The sequence below is a fragment of the Paenibacillus tabacirhizosphaerae genome (assembly GCF_040812395.1).
Lineage (GTDB): Bacteria > Bacillota > Bacilli > Paenibacillales > NBRC-103111 > Paenibacillus_E.
Genome location: NZ_JBFNXH010000006.1, coordinates 25,715 through 45,035, shown reverse-complemented (window position 1 = coordinate 45,035; position 19,321 = coordinate 25,715). Strand labels below are relative to the sequence as shown.

Below are 19,321 nucleotides of genomic sequence, written 5' to 3'. Positions count from 1 at the left end.
AGTTGGCGGTTATTTATTTTGATGGGTCAATCCAGGGGATCAAAGATAGCGCTGTCTCACCGCTTCTATTTTTTGTTTTATATAATCTATAGCTTCTGCGGGTTCTACAATCCTTGCTTCTACCCCTAACTGCCAAACCAAATCAACAAAAAATGCTATTTTCTGAACAGGAATCCGAAATCGCAAGGTTCCTCCTCCATCTTCGTGAACTTCAATATGAGAACTGAACCAAACATTGGTTTCAAGCGAACGCACGCCTTCCTCACTTAACTCCACGATTAAATCGCACTGATGATCAAATCGAGCCAAATCCGGTGTGATCCAATCAAATACCGATCTGCCGCTCAGATCCTGCCGGTAAGGAATCGCATCATTCAAACTGGCGAAGCTGATCCTGTCCGCGCGGAAAAGACGATACGTTCGACGCAGGAAGCAATAGGCCGGACAATACCAGTATCCTTCGCTCGCATAAAGACCAACCGGTTGAATATCTCTTTGTGTGACGCCATCACTGGATTTATATGCAATGGTCACGACGCTATCGTTCATGATCGCTTGAAGCAGGGTCTGGAGGCAGTCCGCGGACATCGTCCGATGAGGATTCCAAATCACGACCCGATTCCTCAGCCGATCTATTTGTTCCTTCGCATCGGCAGGCAAGTAATGATAAAACTTGTGAATCGCGGAGGCCGCACTTTCATCAAAGGGAACCGAGCCAAAATATTGCAGCGATTGGCAGGCAAAAAATACGGCGACCGCTTCGTTCTCCGAGAAGGCAATTGGTGGCAGCATCCTTTCCTGAAGCAGCCGATAACCGCCGCCGCGGCCCTGCACCGTATAGATAGGAAAGCCCACTTCGCTAAGTTCCTGCAAATCTCGGGTGATCGTACGCGGAGACATACCAAACTCGTCGGCAAGCTCCCTAACGGTAAACGATTTTTTCGCATTGATCACCATCATTAATCGAATTAAACGCTGTGATTTTATCAAAATAAACGCATCCCTCACCGCACATTTTCTTCCATTTTACCACGCCAAATAAGCCAAGATCTGACTTATTTATATGCTATAGTCATAATCGAAACCAATCTTGCACATATAGAAAGGATGAGAAAAGATGAATCAGGAAATTTCCCACATCAAGAACCTTATTTTTGAAGAAATGGAGCTTGCGCTCACCACGACGTGTTCATTGCTCTCCGTGATCAAAGAGGATCATTGGGCGTATCGCCCCCACGAAAATATGCGGAGTTTAATCGAACTTGCCCGTCATCTCGTTCATGTGCCCGCACAAGAACTAGCCATTCTGCAAGAACACTCTATGGAACAGGTAAGAGGCCTTGTCGTGTCCATCATGCATCTAAAAGATGCTGCTTCCTTGTCGGATGTCATGCATCGCGGAGTCGCTGCGTTAAAAGACTACATGAATTCTTTGGATGAAACGGAGCTGCTTTACAAATCGACCTCCCCCTTTTTTGCCAAACATCAACCGGCTGTCCAGATCAAATGGCTGATAGAGATCACCACGCATCTTTATCATCACCGGGGCCAAATGTTCACTTACATGAAGCAACTGGGCATACCAGTATCGATGTTTGATCTGTATGGACCGGCTTCGAATTCCTGGAAGCTATAGTCTGTGGGAGGAAGAGTGAAGGTAACTGTAGACTTGAATGACTACAATATTAAGACATAGCAAAAGTGACCGGGTGGGCATCTGCTTCCCTGGTCACTTTATTAATAACCCCATCACTTCAGCTAATGAATAGTTAATGGTTACTTATTTAATGGAATCATTTAGGTGTGGTCTTCCCAACCGTTTCTCCGGCTCTGCTAGTGTACAGGGTTCGTGATTTATACGTGTACCGCCCGGCTTTATTTTGCTCTCAAGAAAATCAACAATTTGTTGCAGGGAATCGATTTGATTTTTAATCTTTTTTTTGTGCTCGTCCATCAGTGAGATTAGCTCTGGATGTGCGCTAAAATCATCGTTATGAGAAGGCTGAAGATAGGGCTTCATGCTTTCCAAGGACATCCCTGTTTTTTTAAAACAAGTAATCATCTTCATTGTCTCCACGTCCACCAAACGATACACGCGATGACTATTTTGTTTCCTCTCCGCACGAGGCAACAGACCAATTTTCTCGTAGTAACGAATTGTAGCCTCCGTTAGTCCAGTTTGAGAGGCTGTCTCCTTTATTGAAAATGTTAATGTTTCATCCATAGCTTCAACCCTCCTTTAACCTTACAAACATTATCTTATAACTTGGAGTAAACTCCAAGTCAATACTTGCCATTCAATACTTGACTTGAAGTCGACTTCAACTTGTAGACTGAACTCATGGAGAAAAATCCAAACTGTATGAAATATGGAGGGAGCAGAAATGGATAATTTGACAGCGCTCGTTACAGGTGCAAGCAGTGGAATAGGGCTTGAATTGACTCGCAAATTGCTATCCGAGGATTGGCATGTTATAGGACTAAACCGTTCAAGTTTCTCTGCTGATGACGAATTTATCCAACACGCGATGCGTGAAGGGAAGCTTCGGGAATACAAAGCAGATTTGACGAACTTTGGGCAGCTGAAGCTGGCTCTGGATACGATTAAAGTTACAGAGACGAAAATCGATGTATTATTCAACAATGCTGGTGGAAGTTTAGCGGAACTAAGTTACTCCAAACAAGGTCGTGAGATGCATTTCGAGCTGCAGACGGTAGCTCCATACATTATTTTTATGGAATTAAAGGAGCAGTTGCATAAAGGATCTCTTAGAACTGTTGTCAACACATCAACTAACGCTTTTACCACACTCCAATCATTTAATCCGGAAACATTAGAGCGTCCGAGTACGTTCAAAAAGTTATTTGGACCATACGCAACTACAAAGCTTGCGCTGTCGCTATGGACTCAGGAAATTGCTCCACTTGTCGAGCCGGACGGCATAAGAATAAGAAGTGCGGACCCAGGCGGGAACAACACAATTCGTAAAGGGAACAGTTCGGGCTTGCCCTTTTATCTAAAACCTATTATGAAATTATTTTTTTCTGCTCCCACTAAAGGAGCATCCTTGCTCTATGATGCAGCACTGGGTCAGCATGGCGGTTTAAATGGTGTTTTTTTTATGAAAGGAAGAGTTGCGAAGTTGAAATTCATTGATCAAGGACGCCGTGTGTTAGAACAAGTTGATGCGATTTATAGGCAGGAGTTTAAGAGTCTCTGAAACTTGCCGTTTCAGTCAACGGGTGAACCGTATTGTAAATGGCTGTGCCATGGGGACCAGGTGACGCGGAAGTTGATTCAACCCTTTCGTCTGAGCCGGCATGACGACGAAAACGGGCAATATAATCCTGCAATAATATACTATATGCTATCAAATAAAAAGATGTATAGTCACATGAGAATATCCTGAAGGGAGCTTCCTCATGAACATTACATCTTTTTTATTATACTGTTTTATTGTTACGGTTACACCAGGCCCGACGAATCTCGACATACTATCCGCAGTGAATAATCATGGGACGAAAAGGGCAATGCAGTACACATATGGAGCAACGATTGCTTTTGGTTCATTACTTGCTATATCTGCTATACTGAATTCAATGCTTATAACAGTAATCCCAAAAGTTTTGATTGTTATGCAGATCATCGGAAGCATTTATATGCTCTATCTAGCTTATCAAATCTATAAAATGGATACATCAAAACCAACCGTAAAACGGACGGGCACTTTTATTTCAGGCTTTCTCATGCAGTTTTTAAATCCAAAGGTAGTTACATTTACAATGACTGTAATACCTACCTTTATTTTGCCCTATTATACGGCACTGCCCACGGTGATAATAAGTGTTGTGGCGATCTCAGCTATTGGATTTCTAGCCTTTATGATATGGGTTCTTTTCGGTGCGATCTTTAAGCGTTTTTTACAGCGTCATAGAAAAGTTGTAAATGTCATCATGGCATTATTTTTAGTTTATGCTGCAATCATGATATGGATGTAGGCAAGCAAATCTTGAGGTGATTGAAGTGGACAAATTTATCTATAAAAAATCGGCAGGCATTACTGCGTTGTCAGCAAGCATGACTGATTTTACGTATAAAAAACACTCTCATAAGGAATATGCAATAGGTGTAACATTGCGTGGTATTCAACGGTATAATTTGGATGGCAGTCTACAACTATCCTATCAAAATGGCGTTATGCTTTTTAATCCAGAACAGGCCCATGACGGAATGGCAAACGATGAGTCTAGTCTTGATTATGTTATGTTATATATTGAGCCACAATTGCTTTTAGAGGTTATTGAGAAAAAGGATATCGTACGTTTTTCAACGCCGGTTGTGTATGATAGTAGACTTGAACAAAGAATACGAAGTCTTTCTCATGCCATATTAAGCGAAAAAGAGGAGGCTCTGTGCAGTGAATTACTCTTATCACTTACAGAGAGCCTTATTCAAACGAATCTTTCTACAAACGATAAAAAAGATAACGCTCTAATTAGAAAGGCAAAGGATATACTTCATGCCAACTTAGAAAATGTACTTAAACTTGAGGAGGTATGTAAAGAGCTAAATCTATCAAAGTTTCAGTTTATCAGATTCTTCAAGGCTCATACAGGAATTTCACCATACCAATACTTTCTTAACTGCAAGATAGAACATGCCAAACAGTTAATAGAAAAAAGAGGGGATATTTATTCAGCGGTAGCTGAATGTGGTTTTGTTGATTTAACCCATTTAAATAAACACTTTAAAAGCGTATATGGAACAACAGCATATGAATATAGGTCACATTTTAACTAATTACAATTTGACAATTTCATAGGATACGTTTATAATATGGAAATTGATTGAAATGGAACATATAAACACTTCAAACCAAACCTCATTTACCCCACACGAACGATTAGCGAGACGAAAGTTTAACCCTCTTTCCTTGTTTGTTTTTCTCCCAATGCGCAGAAAACTCAGCTCATTTATGGTAAACCCGAGGCGGCGTTTTAGTGTTTCGGCAGCAGGTGTTTGTAATGCAATTCGCACTGGCGCGGTCATTGGAGCCGCAAGGATGGAAGAGAGGTAGGGCTTTCATTGTTTTGATTCCAACACAAAGTTATTACGCAAATTCATAGATATCAATAGTAAGAGGCTGCTTTTATCCGAGGGGATGAAAGTGGCCTTTTGTATGTTCTACAAAAAATAGGATAGGAAAAAATTATCGTTTCTTGTAGAATGTTGTCTATAGGATGGTAAAAACAGGGAGGGGCATTACGGTTTGAACAGTTTGCTTGGACGTATGGTTATGTTTTTTTCGGGTCTGATATTGCTGGCGGGGACAATTCTTGGATTTACAATGTATGAGGCTTCAACCCAATTAATTGAAAATTCAATGGGACTCCAAGCGAAGGCTGTCGCTGAACGCGCGGCGAAGATCATTGAGGTGGAGGCTTACTCTCAGCTGACTCCCCAATCAGGCGAGACGGAATACTACAGCAAGCTCAGAGCGCAGCTGAACGAGCTTCGGGAGACGAATGGGTTGAAATATTTATATACCTTGGCGAAAATTGAAAAAGACGCCAAGGCCACCTACGTTTATATCGTCGATGGCGCACCGAAAGATGCCAAGGGGGATGATTTCTCGCCGCTCGGTAAAATGGAAGAGAATCAATACCCGGGCATGATTGAAGCCTTTGAGAAAGAGCATTCTACGCTCGGGGAGCTGACCAAGGATGAGTATGGAGCTACGATAACTGCGTACCTTCCCTTCAAGGGAAAAGACGGCAAAGTCATCGGTGTGATTGGAGCAGACTTCGATGCAACGGCTGTATACGCGCTGATGGATTCTTCGCGGAAAACAATGATTATGATTGCGATTGGCATTTTAGTCGTCAGTATATTCATCGTGTTTGTGTTGGCGAGGTATTTAATGCAACCGCTTAAACAGCTTACTTCGCAGGTAGCCAAGGTTCGAGAAGGGGATATGACGGTAACGATTCAGATAAGTCGCAAGGATGAAATCGGGCGTCTCGCTGCGACTTTCCAGCAGCTTGTGTCAGATACCAGAGAGGTTATTCAGGCAATGGTGCATAGTTCTGATCGATTGCAGATTGCCTCGGAAGGTGTCTCTAGCCATGCGTCAAGCACGGCTTCAGCCAGCAATGCGATAACCGCGAATATTCAAAATGCTTCGCGGGGCGCTCAAACACAGGTCATGCGTGCAACGGAGATGACGAAAGCGATGGAAGAGATGACCTCCGGCATGCAGCGCATTGCGGAGTCATCCTCCATCGTAGCCGAGGTGTCGCAGCAAACAACCGATGATGCGCACCGAGGCCATGACTCCATCGTGATGGCCGTTAGGCAGATGGAGTCGATCGTACGCTCGTCGACGGAGATGGTGGCGGCGACGAATCATTTGGAAAGCCGCTCCGGTGAAATCGGAGAGATTGTTTCAATGATGGCGGAGATTGCGTCGCAGACGAATCTGCTGGCTTTGAACGCGGCGATCGAAGCCGCGCGTGCTGGAGAGAACGGCCGCGGCTTCGCCGTCGTGGCCGATGAGGTGAGGAAGCTTGCGAATCAGTCGCAAGCTTCCTCAGGGCAGATCGCCGAGCTGATCGAGGCGATCCTGGAGCAGACTGCGCAGCTGTCTGCAAGTGTGGATGCGAGCTCGGAGGAGGCGCAAACAGGCCTTGGCATGGTTAGGGAAGCCGGCGGCGCTTTCGGCTCCATTCTGGGCGGCCTGCAGAAGATGACCGGGCAGCTGCAGGAGGTATCTGCCGCTTCGGAGGAAGTTTCCTCGGGTTCGGAAGAAGTGGCTGCGTCCGTCGATGAGATGGAGCGCATTTCCCAGCTTTCCGCCCATCAGTTCGAAGAGATTGCGGAATCGTCCGGCATGCAGCTCGGCGCCATGGACCAAGTCCGGGCATCGGCTGTGTCCATGCAAGACATGTCCAGAGAGCTGAGACAATTGATTAATCGATTTAAGGTTTAAATCGTAAAATAGGATCGTTCCCGCTTGCTAGCAAAGACAAGCGGAGAACGATCTTTTTCTATTTTTAAAGGTAAGAAAGAAAGCATTCTGCATTCTGGTATTACCATGCGCGTTGAATTACAATAAATCAAAAAGAGCTTGACATAGAAACGAGGCCATGAAATGAGCGAACATTCTTTTACGTTAAAAGCTATATGGTCAGGCGGTCTCCATGGGGTCGGGTATATGCAATCAGGAAGTATGTCCTCTTCAATTTCAATACCTTCGCCGCTTGGAGGTCCGGGAGTGGGTACGAATCCGGAGGAAATGCTGTTGGGGGCCGCAGCTACCTGTTATTTAATAACACTAGGCGCTTTGCTGGAAAGACTTGGCGTTATGCAAGCTGAGCTTCGTTCAGAGATACTGGTGAGCAGCAAGCCATCAATGAAAGTGAATAAGGTTATTCATCGTCCATGTATTTCTGTTGCTGCTCATACATCTGGCGAACAATTGGATAAAATAAGAAAATGCGCCTATCGAGCAGAGCAAACCTGTATGATCTCTAAAGCGATGAGAGGCAATGTGGAAGTCGAAGTGGAACCTGAAATAAGGTTTATTGACGCTTTTGGAAACGGGATGAATAAAGATAGATGATTTTATCCCTTTTGAATTGAAACCTCTCCCTAGGAGCTGGATTTAAGCTTAATTTATAATAAAAAGATGTAGGCAGGCGCCAGTTCATAAAGGGGTGCCTAATCCTATTTGGAGGGGAGTCTGTGCCTGTAGATGAATTTAAACAAGAAAGTGTATATTGGTTTTCTTGCCTTCATTATTATTCCTTTATTCGTGTTAGGAAGCGCTGTGTACACGATCTCGCAACAGCTCATCGAAAAGAAATACGGAGACTTGACTGAGGTGACTCTTCAGGCGATTTCCCGCAATATATATTACATGTTTAAGGAAGCGAACTATTTCTCTGATTTCTGGATGGTGAAGGAAGGGATTCAAGGGATATATCGATCGATGGATGAGGTCAGGCCGAATGAGAATACGCTTTCTTCCTACGATTTAAATACATTCGATACCTTGCTGCGCAGCTCGATTCTTACTTATTCTCCCGTCCAGTCAGTCGTCATTTATAATAATCATGGTAAATCGTTCAATGCGGGTCGGACGAGCGGCAGTGCGTTGCCATGGACTTCTCTGTTGGGGAGCGCGGCTTTCAAGCAAATTCAGGGCTTAAATGGAAGCCCGCTTTGGATTGGTCCGGCAGAGTATCCGGAGTTTCCGGTCGGTCATCGAGAATTTTATCAAGCGCGTCTAGTTAAAGATTTCTGGACGATGGACAACCGCGGCTACATGCTGCTCCGATACCGATTTAATGAATTAGATCAAATTTTTCGTTCTTATAACACGAAAGAAGAAAGCTCGAAACGCTATTTGCTTGTAAATAAAAGCGGGTTAATTTTCTATGACAATAAACAAAAGCTGGAAGGGTCTAATGTTCTGCAGCTGCTGCCGGGTAAATTAGATATGGCGAAACCGAATCGGAGCTTTCAGGCTGATTTTCAAGATGAACGGAGCCTCGTTTCCTTGTATCATTTGGATTTGAATCAGATGGGCGTTCAGGACTGGAGTGTTGTGTCCATTACTTCATGGAGCTATGTGGCGGGGGAAATGGAGACCATTATGAAGTGGGTAGCGGGCATCACCTTTGTCTGCCTGTTTTTTGCGCTGGTTTATAACCTGGTCTTCATCAGACGAATTATCCAGTTTATTCTGCGCATTGTTTCCTCCATGAAAAAAGTGGAACGCGGGGATCTGTCGACCCGAATCGATGTCAGCGGCAAAGATGAAACCCAAGCGCTTGCCAGGGGCTTTAACAGCTTGGTGGCACGCGTGGAAGATTTGCTGGAGGAGGTCAAGCGGCAGCAGGACCGAAAAAATAAAGCCGAGCTTATGCTGCTTCAAGCCCAGATTAAGCCTCATTTTTTATTTAATACGCTGGAATCCATTAATGTGTTAGCGATTCAAAACCAAGGGAAAAAAGTCAGCCAAATGGTATACCGATTAGGTAATCTGCTGCGTATCGGAATGGAGAACAAAGAGGAGATCACACTCAGGCAAGAGCTGGAGCACTTGAAAAGTTATTTGGAAATTCAAGAATATCGTTTCGAAGATCAATTTCATTACGACATTGAGGCGCCGCTCGAGTTGATGGATTTCTATATTTTGAAGCTGACGCTTCAGCCATTAGTTGAAAATTGCTTGCAGCATGGCTTTGAACCGATCGATTATATGGGATTTATCTCGATTCGTGTTGCAGATGAAGATGAACGCATTGGCATCTATGTGACGGATAATGGCATAGGCATTAGTGAAGAAAAGTTGGCCAAATTCCGTTATAAAATGGAGCTTGAAACACCTTTCCATGAAATTATGGAAAATGTAAATGAAGAGCGGAGAGGGCTTGGCGTCAGCAATGTAGCTGATCGCATTCGTATTCAGTATGGCGCTCATTACGGCATATTTATTTGCAGTATGGAAGGTTATGGAACAACGACGAAAATTGTGATTCCGAAAAATAAGGAGGTGCACCTGTGAGATTGAAGGCAATACTAGCTGATGATGAACCGAATATTTTGCGGAATTTACAGGTGGTTATCCCTTGGGATGAGCTGGATATTGATATTGTGGGCACGGCGAAAAATGGCATTGAAGCGTTGGAGCTTGCCGGTAAACATAATCCGGATCTCATCATGAGTGATATCCGAATGCCCCAGATGGACGGGATTACGTTCGTGGAGAAGCTGCGCGAGATCAATGAAAGCTGTGTAGTGCTTATGGTTACGGGTTATCAAGATTTTGAATATGCCAGGGCTTTAATCAGATTTGGCGTCAGCGACTATATGCTGAAGCCAATTAATTATGAAGAATTGGAGCAAACCATTCGTAATCTGGCTGAGCGCATTCGCACAAAAAAACAGAGCAAACGCGAGGAAGAGCAGCGATGGGGCAAAATGAGAAGCTTGGCCTACGAGAAAATTTTATATGATGTGCTCATGAATTACACGGAAATTACGCCAAACACGCTTCTGCCAATCGATGAAATGGACATGGAAAATCTTACGTACGCATTTGCGATGGTGGATGTCGATGAATATTCGCAAAAGTCGCTGCAGTGGACTGAGGAAGAACGGAAGCTGTGGAATTTTGCTGTTAAAAATGTGCTGCAAGATTCGCTTCAGGGCGAAAGTTTGCAGTTTAAAGTGCTTCAAATGCGTGAGGGAGAATGGTGTTTGCTCATTCAGTGCGAGCCTAAGGAAGCTCAGCGCACTGCCCTTTCCATGCAGCAGTTGGCTGAGCAGCTCCAAGCGGACGTTCTGCGAACTGTCAAATTAGCGACTATCGTTGGCTTTTACCCGGAGACTGTCGGCATTCGGCAGCTCTCGGACGTCTACAAGAACCTGCAGCGGCTTATGCAGCTCAGTCTAGGCAAGCAGCAATCCGTCCTCAGCTATAAGGACCCGAAGGAACCAGTGGATGCCAACATTTCTCTGTGGTATTTAGTTGAGGATATGGTTACCGGCTTGAAACAACTGAGCCGGACAAAAACTGAGGACGCCCTCGGTCGATTGAAGGTGCTGCTGGAGGGGCTGCCGAACAGCTCTTTTGCCAGAGCCTATCAAATGCTGCACTTCCTCATTCTTCATCTGCTGCGCGAACTGCGCGAAATGAACAGCATCGATAGCCATGAGGAAGAAGCGGTATGGCGCCAGCTCGATAAGTGTGAGAGCATTCAGCACTTGCTTCAGCTCATGGCGGAGCTTGTATCTCTAGGTCTGGAAAGTACAAATAAGAAGAAAAACAGCGAGCTGCTGATGGCAGCAGCGAAGGAATATATCCGTAAGCATTACGCTGTGGACTTCGGCATCGAAGATATTGCGGGTACGCTGGGCATTAGCAGCTCCTATTTCAGTTTGCTGTTTAAACAGCATTTTGGCGAAACCTTCGTTGAATACATCACGAAGCATCGGATGGAATTAGCGAAGTCGATGCTGTTGCTTAGCGATAAAAGCATTTCTGATGTTGGCAAAGCGGTCGGCTATACGGAGCGACGTTATTTTACGAAGGTGTTTCAAAAATTTACGGGGGAAATCCCCTCCGAGTTCCGCGATAAGAGACGGGAAGGAGCTCATGGACAATGAGAAAAAGAACGTTGATATTCGCAGCGGCTGCGCTTGCTTCTACGTTCCTGCTATCCGCTTGCGGAACGTCCGATAGCAAGGAGAATGATTCGACTGCGGCGGCAGCTTCCGGCAGTTCGGCGAACGCCAAGGTGGAACCGATTGCCTTAACGATTCGCCATACGCAAGTAAAGGATACGCAGAAGAAGCGTTTCGCGATGCTGCAAGAGGCTGTTAAAGCCACCGAAGCGAAGGTGCCTGGTCTGACGATTACGCTGGACGGCGTAGAAGACAAGGTCAACCGGTTCGAGAAGCTTCGCGCAGAAATGGCCGCAGGCAATCCGCCGGAAATATTCGATTTGTTCGGTGGGACCGATACGAGGGACTATGTGAAAGCGGATCGTCTGCTGGAATTGACACCGATTTTGAACGAGCTGGGGCTGATCGACAAGTTCAATAGCTTAAATGAATTTACAGTTAATGGTAAAATTTACGGCATCCCTATGGCCGGCTATGTGGAAGGGTTATATTACAATAAAAAGATTTTGGCGGCGAACGGCGTAAAACCGCCGCAAACCTGGGACGAACTGCTCGCAGCGGCAGAGACGTTGAAAGCCCGAAAAATAACGCCTTTTGCGATGGCCGCCAGAGATTCCTGGGTCATTAATATGATGATCAATACGATGTGGGTGCGTACGGCCGGGGTAGATGCCATCGAGGGCATCCTTGACGGGAGCAAGCACTGGACCGATCCGGACGTGGTCGAAGCTTTTACCAAGTACGATACGCTGGTAAAAAAGGGCTACTTCCAGGATGGCAGCTTGGCCCTAGCTTATGCGGAACAGCAGAATCAATTCAGCAGCGGCGAAGCTGCTTTCATGTTCGACGGCAGTTGGGCGAATACGCCGCTGCTCGATCCAGAGAAATCGTCGATTGTGAACGATGTAGGTTTCATTAATTTCCCGGCAATGGGCGGTCCTGGCGACGGGTATATCAATGGAGGCTGGTCCAACGCCTATGGCTTTTCCAAAAAGGTGAGCGATGCGCAGCTAGTTGCGATCAAAGAATTCATTAAGCAAATGTACAATGAACCGATGCAAAAACGACAGCTGCTTGAAGAAGGCATGCCTCCGGCAATGAAGCTGCGGGATGTGGGGAATGTCAATCCAGCGATTACCGAGATTTTGAATGTATCTTCAGGCGCTAAGGGGACGTTCCCTGCTTTTGACGCTCGCATCCAAACCAAAGTCAGAGAAAAGCTGGAGCACGGCATGCAGGAGCTGATTGGCGGCCGCATCACACCGGAAGCATTAATGGCAGACATTCAGAAGCAGCAGGATGCTTCAAATAAAGAAGAGGCGCATACGAAGTAAGCCTATTTATGAGCTTGTTGGAACGGCGCAAGGTGTCGTCACCTTTGCTAGATGTGACTAGTCATATGACGAATTGCATTTGACGAACTAAACCCCATTCGTTACATTTAGATAGGCTAATGAAACCTTTATGCGTTTTATTTCGTTAAGAGCAGGTGGGGGAGTAGGCCATATATATGTAAAAGGGGTGTTTGTTTGTCACAATCTGCAACAACCGTACCGCCATCGATGCGAGATTTTTTCGCGAACCGTTTTGTGCAGTCGATTTTATTGAGCGGTTTGTTCCTTCAAATGGGAATTTGGATCAGGAACTCAGCAATTCTGCTCTATGTCACGGATATGACCAACAACGATCCATATTCGCTTTCAATGATTTCGGTCGCCGAATTTGGTCCGATATTTTTATTTTCATTTATTGGCGGAGCGTTCGCCGACCGCTGGAAACCGAAGCTCACGATGGTTTGGTGTGATATTCTTAGTGCTGTTTCCGTTTTTGCGGTCATGCTCACGCTTTATTATGGCTCGTGGAAAGCGATATTTTTTGTGACGTTGGTTTCTTCTATTCTTTCACAATTCTCGCAGCCATCAGGGATGAAATTATTTAAAGTTCACGTCCATGAGTCGCAAATGCAGCTAGGGATGTCGATGTTTCAGTCAATGATGGCTATTTTTATGATTTTTGGTCCTATTATGGGAACATTCGTATATTTCCACTACGGCATTAAAGTGGCAATCGGAATTATGGGAATGTGCTTCCTTTTATCGGCGGGCGTTTTGACGTTCCTTCCCTCGGATCGCAAAGAGGATACGGCGAAGCAAGAACAATCCACCCATATTTTCGCTGAGATGGGCCAAGGATTCCGGTACGTGCTTAAGAACAGAATGCTCGTGACGTTAGGTGCCTGCTTCGCGGTTGCCGGTCTGGCTTTAGGTTTGATTAGTCCGCTTGGACTTTACATTGTGACGGAGAATTTGAGCTTGCCTAAGGAAAATCTGCAATGGTTCATGGCCACGAACGGGGTCGCCATGATCGTCGGGGGTGGCTTGGCCATGGGCTTCGCCAAAAAAATGTCGCCGCAGGTCATGTTGACTTTAGGGATGGCCGTCAATATTGTAACGATCGCCGTTATGGGCTCGACGCACTTGCTGTGGTTAGCACTTATTGCTCAATTTTTCTCTGGACTCGTGATGCCTGCCATTCAGATTGGGATCAGCACGATGATCCTTGGCAATACGGAGGAAGCCTTCGTTGGCAGGGTGAATGGTATTTTAACGCCATTGTTTATGGGAGCAATGGTTATCACGATGAGTTTGGCAGGTACGATCAAAGCGTCGTTCCCGCTGGAAGCTATTTATCTGACTTCGGCTGCCTTGTTCGTTATCGGCGTTCTCATTATGCTGCCTACGCTGAAAAATAAAGGGCAGGTTCAGAAAGAAGTACAATGATCCCCTAGTTATCTAAAATAAGAATTCAATAGTAATTTGAAGCGCACCCCTCAGAACGGCATTGGAACAACCTTTTGGTTCATCCGATGCATGCTGAGGGGTGCTTGTTTTTGGGCGAATACGATTTTATATATTTGCCATCCAAGAGCTGCTTTTTTTATTTAGGTGCTGGCAAATACTTGGTTGTGAACACTTTAGAGAGATCTTGTTCTTGTTTGAGCGTTTTCAGGTCAATCATTTGTTTCATCAATGCTTCCCAGCGCTCGGTTGACATGTAGCCAACCCCTTTGGTTGCCGCGTCGCCGCCGTAAACGAGATCCTTCATCGTTTTGGAAGCATAAGCCATGGCCTCTGTATTGAGCTCTTTATTTTTTTCTTTAATAAAAGGGTTCACTTCTTCGTAGTTATCCTTATAGTAGTTCCAACCCTTGATTGAAGCTTCTACATAGGCCTTGACAATGTCTGGATGATCTTTGATATATTGCTCTGTCGTTATCAAAATATTATCGTATGGCGAGTATCCGGAATCGGCGACCCACAGCAGATCGATATCGACGCCTTGCTGTTTCACGTAGAAAGGTTCGTTAGTCCCGAACACTTGGCTGACGGACGTTTTGTCTGCGCTGAAAGTAGCTAATTGACCGTTATAGACCAAATCTTCGACTTTGTCCAGTTTGTAGGCCTTTTTGATGTATTCCCAATATACGACTCCTGGAGAAGTATATACTTTGCGCCCGTTTAGATCTTTGAAATCCTTGATCGGCTCGCCTTTGTGGAACATGAGAGCCTGCGGTGTTTTCTGAAAGATACCCGCAATGGCGACCAGTGGAAGGCCTTCCTGTCTGGCAAGCAGCAAATCGTCCCCCTTCGCCATCCCGAATGGTATCTTCCCGGATGCAACCAATTGGCTTGGCGTAATTTGCGGCCCGCCAGGCTCGATCGTCATATCCAGTCCTGCCTCTTGATAGAAGCCTTTCATCAAAGCAGCGTATTGGCCTCCGCTCTCAGGCTGGGGAGTCCAGCCCACGATTTGGGAGACCTTGGTCAGAGGTTTGTTTGAATTGCTGGAACCACAAGCGGTCAATAGGGCAGATGTTAAAACAAGTAAGCTAACAAAAGTAATCCATTTTCGCATGTCTCTTCCTCCTCCGATTGTAAACCCTTCTGTTCGTACTATACTCAGGACTTGCTAAGAAAAAGCGCTCCTTTCTGTGTTTGTTTGACCTATAACGAAAAGCATCGAAGCTGATAGCAACAGATGCATGGCCATCCTTAGGGTACGAGTTGCGAAAGTTGGGAGTTAGGGAGAAGTGGCTATTGGAGTTGATCTAAAAAATATGTTAAATTAATGTCATTTTATATTACATGACTGTGTCATTGGTCATATGATAGCTCACTTTTTTTTCTGGAGTCAATCATATTAACGCAAAAATTGACATAATGAGCATTGAAAACAATGAATATTCTAATTTTTGTGTATGAATACGAAATGTTACCTGACATCATTGATGCGAGGAATCCTTTGTGCTAAAGTTTGGTGCAAACTTAGAGCATGGAAGGGGAAATGGCTGGAATGGACAAAAGAACTGTTTTAGTTACTGGCGGCAATCGAGGCATAGGACTTGCGATAGGAAATAGGTTTAGATCTGAAGGAGATCGGGTGATCATCCTTGATTTGCCTGAGAAGCCGAGCGATGCTGCTTTAACGCTTATCTCTGACAGTAATGGGGGCTATTTTTCGTGTGATATTTCCAACAAATCGAATGTTGATCGGGTTATAGCTCAAGTACTGGACGAATTCGGATTTGTCGACGTGCTAGTCAATAATGCCGGGATTCTAAAGTGGCGGTCTTTCTTAGATACGACGGAGGAAGATTTCGACGCTACTTTCAATGTCAATGTGAAAGGGATGTATTTGATCACGCAGCCCATTGTGCGCGAAATGATAAACCGCAGTGCAGGGAACATCATCAATATGGCATCCATGGGCGGCAAGCTGGGGGGTCCGCTTGAATCGGCCTATTGCGCCAGTAAAGCAGCTGTTATCGAGCTCACGAAGATCATGGCTATGGAGTTTGGCCCGCACAACATTCGGGTTAACAGCCTGTGCCCTGGGATTATTCAGACGGATATGGGGAAGGACGCGCCGAAGTCTGCCGATCATTGGCTGGAGAAAACACCGTTAGGGAGGCTCGGCCGACCTGATGAGGTGGCAGACGTTGCCTATTTCCTGTCATCTCCGGCTGCTCGCTATATGACAGGCCAAGCCATTAATATAACAGGCGGTATGATTATGTTTTAAGTGGGATGCAAAAAACTCAATTTCAGCTGGCTTCCGCCTGCTGGAATTGAGTTTTTTTGGTTGTTGCGATATTACAAGAATGGCGCTCCGGCCTCTTTGAAAGCGTGGGTCATTTCCGGCGTAATGGATGAATCGCTAATAATGCCAGCGGTTTCCTGCACTTCGCCAATAACGAATAGCGAGCTGCGGCTGAATTTGGAATGATCGGCAACGAGGTACGTTTCCATGGAGCGTTTCATCATGCAGCGATTCGTCTCTGCTTCAAGCTCATTATAGATCATCATGCCGCGCGACAGAGAAACGCCGTCCACGCCCATGAAGGTTTTGCGAATACTTAGGTTTTCGAGCGTAGCGTTGGCGAGCGGTCCTGATAGCTCGAAGGTTTGGGTGCGAATGACGCCGCCCGTTACAATCAGCTGAAGGCCAGGCGTGCCGATCAATTCATAAGCGATGTTAACCGCGTTGGTGATGACCGTTAAGTTTTTGAACTGATTCAGCTTCTTGGCAATGAAGGTGGTTGTCGTGCCGCCGGTTAAACCGATAATATCGCCATCTTCGATATAGCGCAGCGCTTTGTCGGCGATTTCTTTTTTCTCCTCGGTGTACAGGTCCATTTTGTTGAAAAAAGGGACTTCAACCTTCAAGCTCTCCAGTACAGCACCGCCGAACGTACGAATGCAGCGTTTTTCTTGCTCAAGAATTTCGAGGTCTCGCCGTGCAGTCGCCTCGGATACGGCAAATTGCTGTACGATGTCTGTTAATGCAATCGAACCTTTATCTTTGATAACGTGCATAATCGCATCTCGGCGAATGTCTGTCTTTCCCATGGCTCCTCCTATGGGCTTTCCGTCAGGAAAGCGGGCATCGTTAGCATATATTGAGAGCCTTCCATTGTTAAGAAAGCTGAATTTCAGAGCTTGAGTACGCTTATTCGTATCTTATCATGCCTATGAAGCAACGTCTATCCATGAAACGCAATCGCAGAACGTCATACGAGACATAAAAACGCCCCAGCCGTTTCGTTGCTGGGGCGTTCATTTATACTGCTGACTCAGTCAGGTCGAGCCAAGCAATTTCCTGTGGCGACAGCTTGAGCTGTGCGCCTTCATAGCAAGACTTCATCTCCGCTTCGCTGCGGGGGCCAATGAGCGCGCCGGTCGGGAAAGACTGGTTCAGCACATAGGCGAGCGCAATCTGGATGGCGGTTACGTCTTTCTGTGAGGCTAGCTCTTCGGCACGGCGCAGGCGCGTCCAGTTGCCATCGTTGTAGAACACGCGAACCAGGTCTGGATTCTCCTGGTTATCCGGCGTATAGCGACCGCTAAAAAAGCCTCTCGCCTGGGCTGACCACGAAAGCAGCGGAAGCTGCTTCGCTTCATGCCATTCTAGATCGCGCTCGTCGGCCGAAACGCAGCCTGCCCAGAACGGTTCATTTACCTTGGCTAAGCTGAGGTTGGGACTAGAGAAGCTGAAGCCGATCAGTCCGTGCTGCTGCGCGTAGTCATTGGCTTCTTGAATGCGTGCGTGCGTCCAGTTCGAGCCGCCGAAGGTGCGGATCGTTCCAGCCTCGACTTGCTCATTAAGCGCTTCCACGATAGCCCCTACAGGGACGGCGGGATCATCCCGGTGAAGCGCATAAAGATCGACGTAGTCGGTGCGAAGACGCTCCAGGCTCGTGTGCAAATCGCTTCGGATCGCGTCACGATTGACCCGCGGACCTTGATCATCGTGGTGTGCGCCCTTGGTGAATAGGTTCAGCGCTTCGCGATTGCCCGTCTGTTCCAGCCAAATACCGATGGCTTGTTCACTTTGGCCGCCAGAATAGATGAACGCAGAATCAATCGTATTCCCGCCAATGGATAGGTAGTGACCGAGAATATCACTGACTTCTTGACCATTATCGAGCCTGAAGAAATCGGAGCCCATGATCAGTTGGGAGACTGGCTTGTCTAGCCCTCTAATTTGGATATGCTTCATGTGTAGTCATCTCCATTCTTGCACTTATTGGTGATTGAGAACGATTCGGGCGCGTTCCCGCGCTGATTGCAAGCAAGCATCGATCACTTTCATGTTGCTGACGGCATCCTGCGGAGCGAAATGCAGCGGTTTCTTTCCCCATGCCGCGTAAGCGATGTCATCGGCTTGCAGGGTGTATTGATTCAGGAAAGGAGCTTTTTCTTCCCGGCGTCCTGCCGCTGTCGAGACCATGAAATGGCCGCTCTCTTCAGTTGGCGTAATGAATGCGGAAGGGACTTCAATCCTTCCAAGCGTTCCCAGCACTTCTATAGTGTTGCGGAAATCAGCCCACATGCCGCAATCGAAGGTCAGCGCGACACTGCCACTGAACTCAATAAGTCCGGACATCATCATATCGACATCATCATGCTCGGGAGAGAACAGAGCGTGCGTTGTTACGGCTTCCGGCTCGCGACCTAAGAGCATGCGTGCAGCGCTGATGGGATAAACGCCTACATCGTAGGCAGAACCGCCGCCCCATGCTTTGACAAAGCGCACGTTTGTGGAGTCGTCTGGATTGTTAAAGGTAAATACCCCGTGAATGCCGCGAATGTCGCCGATTTCTCCAGATTGGATGATTTCCTGGACACGCTCATAACGCGGGTGATGACGGTACATGAAGGCTTCAGCAAACAGGACGCCGGCTTGTTCACAAGCAGCAACCATGTCTTCGACTTCAGCGGTGTTGAGAGCCGCCGGTTTTTCACAGAGTACGTGCTTTCCTGCTTGTGCAGCGCGAATGGTCCATTCTTTATGTAAGTGATTAGGCAGCGGTATATAGACAGCATCAATATTTGGGTCGGCAATCAACTCTTCATAGCTGCCGTAGGCTGTAGGGATATTAAGATCGGCTGCGGTTTCTTGCGATTTCTGCAGGTTACGGCTGGCGATAGCAGCCACGATGCCAGTTTCTGAATTTTGTATGCCTGGAATGCAAGCTCGAATTGCAATTCCCGCACAACCTAGAATTCCCCAACGAAGCTTTGTCATTTCGATCAACTCCCCTGTATACTTAATTTATAACGTTAT

General features: G+C 46.3%; 17 protein-coding genes. 11 read left to right on the top strand and 6 right to left on the bottom strand.

The window, feature by feature from the left end:
- Positions 1–39: 39 nt before the first annotated feature.
- On the bottom strand, positions 40–990 hold the full coding sequence (locus ABRS97_RS12700) for a helix-turn-helix transcriptional regulator (protein WP_367814357.1): 951 nt from the start codon (positions 988–990) through the stop codon (positions 40–42).
- A gap of 127 nt (positions 991–1,117) precedes the next feature.
- Between ABRS97_RS12700 and ABRS97_RS12695 the strand changes: the two genes are divergently transcribed.
- Positions 1,118–1,636 (top strand): DinB family protein, encoded by a 519-nt coding sequence (locus tag ABRS97_RS12695; RefSeq protein WP_367814356.1) that lies wholly within the window; start codon positions 1,118–1,120, stop codon positions 1,634–1,636.
- A gap of 144 nt (positions 1,637–1,780) precedes the next feature.
- On the opposite strand, the gene ABRS97_RS12690 is transcribed toward ABRS97_RS12695, so the two are convergent.
- Positions 1,781–2,224, bottom strand: a complete 444-nt coding sequence (locus tag ABRS97_RS12690; RefSeq protein WP_367814354.1) for a MerR family transcriptional regulator — start codon at positions 2,222–2,224, stop codon at positions 1,781–1,783.
- 160 nt (positions 2,225–2,384) lie between these two features.
- On the opposite strand from ABRS97_RS12690, the gene ABRS97_RS12685 reads away from it, so the two are divergent.
- From ABRS97_RS12685 to ABRS97_RS12645, 9 genes are all read left to right on the top strand, one after another.
- Complete coding sequence (locus tag ABRS97_RS12685; protein ID WP_483312450.1) at positions 2,385–3,221, top strand: SDR family NAD(P)-dependent oxidoreductase; 837 nt, start codon at positions 2,385–2,387, stop codon at positions 3,219–3,221.
- Positions 3,222–3,423: 202 nt separating this feature from the next.
- Positions 3,424–3,999, top strand: a complete 576-nt coding sequence (locus ABRS97_RS12680) for a LysE family translocator (RefSeq protein WP_367814350.1) — start codon at positions 3,424–3,426, stop codon at positions 3,997–3,999.
- A 25-nt stretch (positions 4,000–4,024) separates the two neighbouring features.
- A complete protein-coding gene (locus ABRS97_RS12675) occupies positions 4,025–4,801 on the top strand; it encodes an AraC family transcriptional regulator (RefSeq protein WP_367814348.1) in 777 nt (258 codons plus the stop codon).
- Between the two features lie 469 nt (positions 4,802–5,270).
- Positions 5,271–6,989, top strand: a complete 1,719-nt coding sequence (locus tag ABRS97_RS12670; RefSeq protein WP_367814346.1) for a methyl-accepting chemotaxis protein — start codon at positions 5,271–5,273, stop codon at positions 6,987–6,989.
- A gap of 162 nt (positions 6,990–7,151) precedes the next feature.
- The gene (locus tag ABRS97_RS12665; RefSeq protein WP_367814344.1) at positions 7,152–7,622 is read left to right on the top strand and encodes an OsmC family protein; all 471 of its coding nucleotides are present in this window, start codon (positions 7,152–7,154) and stop codon (positions 7,620–7,622) included.
- A 132-nt stretch (positions 7,623–7,754) separates the two neighbouring features.
- Positions 7,755–9,572 (top strand): cache domain-containing sensor histidine kinase, encoded by a 1,818-nt coding sequence (locus tag ABRS97_RS12660; RefSeq protein WP_367814342.1) that lies wholly within the window; start codon positions 7,755–7,757, stop codon positions 9,570–9,572.
- Positions 9,569–11,176 carry a response regulator gene (locus tag ABRS97_RS12655; protein ID WP_367814341.1) on the top strand — a complete coding sequence of 536 codons (1,608 nt, stop codon included), beginning with the start codon at positions 9,569–9,571 and terminating at the stop codon, positions 11,174–11,176. Before ABRS97_RS12660 ends, ABRS97_RS12655 begins: the two co-directional genes overlap by 4 nt.
- On the top strand, positions 11,173–12,528 hold the full coding sequence (locus tag ABRS97_RS12650) for an extracellular solute-binding protein (protein WP_367814340.1): 1,356 nt from the start codon (positions 11,173–11,175) through the stop codon (positions 12,526–12,528). Before ABRS97_RS12655 ends, ABRS97_RS12650 begins: the two co-directional genes overlap by 4 nt.
- Positions 12,529–12,723: 195 nt before the next feature.
- Complete coding sequence (locus tag ABRS97_RS12645) at positions 12,724–13,974, top strand: MFS transporter (RefSeq protein WP_483312509.1); 1,251 nt, start codon at positions 12,724–12,726, stop codon at positions 13,972–13,974.
- Positions 13,975–14,131: 157 nt separating this feature from the next.
- On the opposite strand, the gene ABRS97_RS12640 is transcribed toward ABRS97_RS12645, so the two are convergent.
- Entirely contained in the window at positions 14,132–15,109 is a 978-nt protein-coding gene (locus ABRS97_RS12640; RefSeq protein WP_367814339.1) for an ABC transporter substrate-binding protein, read from the bottom strand.
- Between the two features lie 438 nt (positions 15,110–15,547).
- On the opposite strand from ABRS97_RS12640, the gene ABRS97_RS12635 reads away from it, so the two are divergent.
- A complete protein-coding gene (locus ABRS97_RS12635) occupies positions 15,548–16,276 on the top strand; it encodes an SDR family NAD(P)-dependent oxidoreductase (RefSeq protein WP_367814338.1) in 729 nt (242 codons plus the stop codon).
- Between the two features lie 71 nt (positions 16,277–16,347).
- On the opposite strand, the gene ABRS97_RS12630 is transcribed toward ABRS97_RS12635, so the two are convergent.
- The 3 genes from ABRS97_RS12630 to ABRS97_RS12620 all read right to left on the bottom strand — a co-directional run bounded on the left by ABRS97_RS12630 (position 16,348) and on the right by ABRS97_RS12620 (position 19,282).
- The gene (locus ABRS97_RS12630; protein WP_367814337.1) at positions 16,348–17,103 is read right to left on the bottom strand and encodes a DeoR/GlpR family DNA-binding transcription regulator; all 756 of its coding nucleotides are present in this window, start codon (positions 17,101–17,103) and stop codon (positions 16,348–16,350) included.
- Positions 17,104–17,314: 211 nt separating this feature from the next.
- Positions 17,315–18,253, bottom strand: coding sequence for an aldo/keto reductase (locus ABRS97_RS12625; RefSeq protein ID WP_367814336.1), 939 nt, complete (start codon positions 18,251–18,253; stop codon positions 17,315–17,317).
- Positions 18,254–18,277: 24 nt separating this feature from the next.
- Complete coding sequence (locus ABRS97_RS12620; protein WP_367814334.1) at positions 18,278–19,282, bottom strand: Gfo/Idh/MocA family protein; 1,005 nt, start codon at positions 19,280–19,282, stop codon at positions 18,278–18,280.
- Between the last annotated feature and the right edge of the window lie 39 nt (positions 19,283–19,321).

Coding starts and splice junctions, on each gene's coding strand:
- ABRS97_RS12695 (WP_367814356.1), top strand. CDS start 1,118: ATGAATCAGGAAATTTCCCACATCAAGAACCTTATTTTTGAAGAAATG.
- ABRS97_RS12690 (WP_367814354.1), bottom strand. CDS start 2,224: ATGGATGAAACATTAACATTTTCAATAAAGGAGACAGCCTCTCAAACT.
- ABRS97_RS12685 (WP_483312450.1), top strand. CDS start 2,385: ATGGATAATTTGACAGCGCTCGTTACAGGTGCAAGCAGTGGAATAGGG.
- ABRS97_RS12680 (WP_367814350.1), top strand. CDS start 3,424: ATGAACATTACATCTTTTTTATTATACTGTTTTATTGTTACGGTTACA.
- ABRS97_RS12665 (WP_367814344.1), top strand. CDS start 7,152: ATGAGCGAACATTCTTTTACGTTAAAAGCTATATGGTCAGGCGGTCTC.
- ABRS97_RS12660 (WP_367814342.1), top strand. CDS start 7,755: ATGAATTTAAACAAGAAAGTGTATATTGGTTTTCTTGCCTTCATTATT.
- ABRS97_RS12650 (WP_367814340.1), top strand. CDS start 11,173: ATGAGAAAAAGAACGTTGATATTCGCAGCGGCTGCGCTTGCTTCTACG.
- ABRS97_RS12640 (WP_367814339.1), bottom strand. CDS start 15,109: ATGCGAAAATGGATTACTTTTGTTAGCTTACTTGTTTTAACATCTGCC.
- ABRS97_RS12635 (WP_367814338.1), top strand. CDS start 15,548: ATGGACAAAAGAACTGTTTTAGTTACTGGCGGCAATCGAGGCATAGGA.
- ABRS97_RS12630 (WP_367814337.1), bottom strand. CDS start 17,103: ATGGGAAAGACAGACATTCGCCGAGATGCGATTATGCACGTTATCAAA.
- ABRS97_RS12625 (WP_367814336.1), bottom strand. CDS start 18,253: ATGAAGCATATCCAAATTAGAGGGCTAGACAAGCCAGTCTCCCAACTG.
- ABRS97_RS12620 (WP_367814334.1), bottom strand. CDS start 19,282: ATGACAAAGCTTCGTTGGGGAATTCTAGGTTGTGCGGGAATTGCAATT.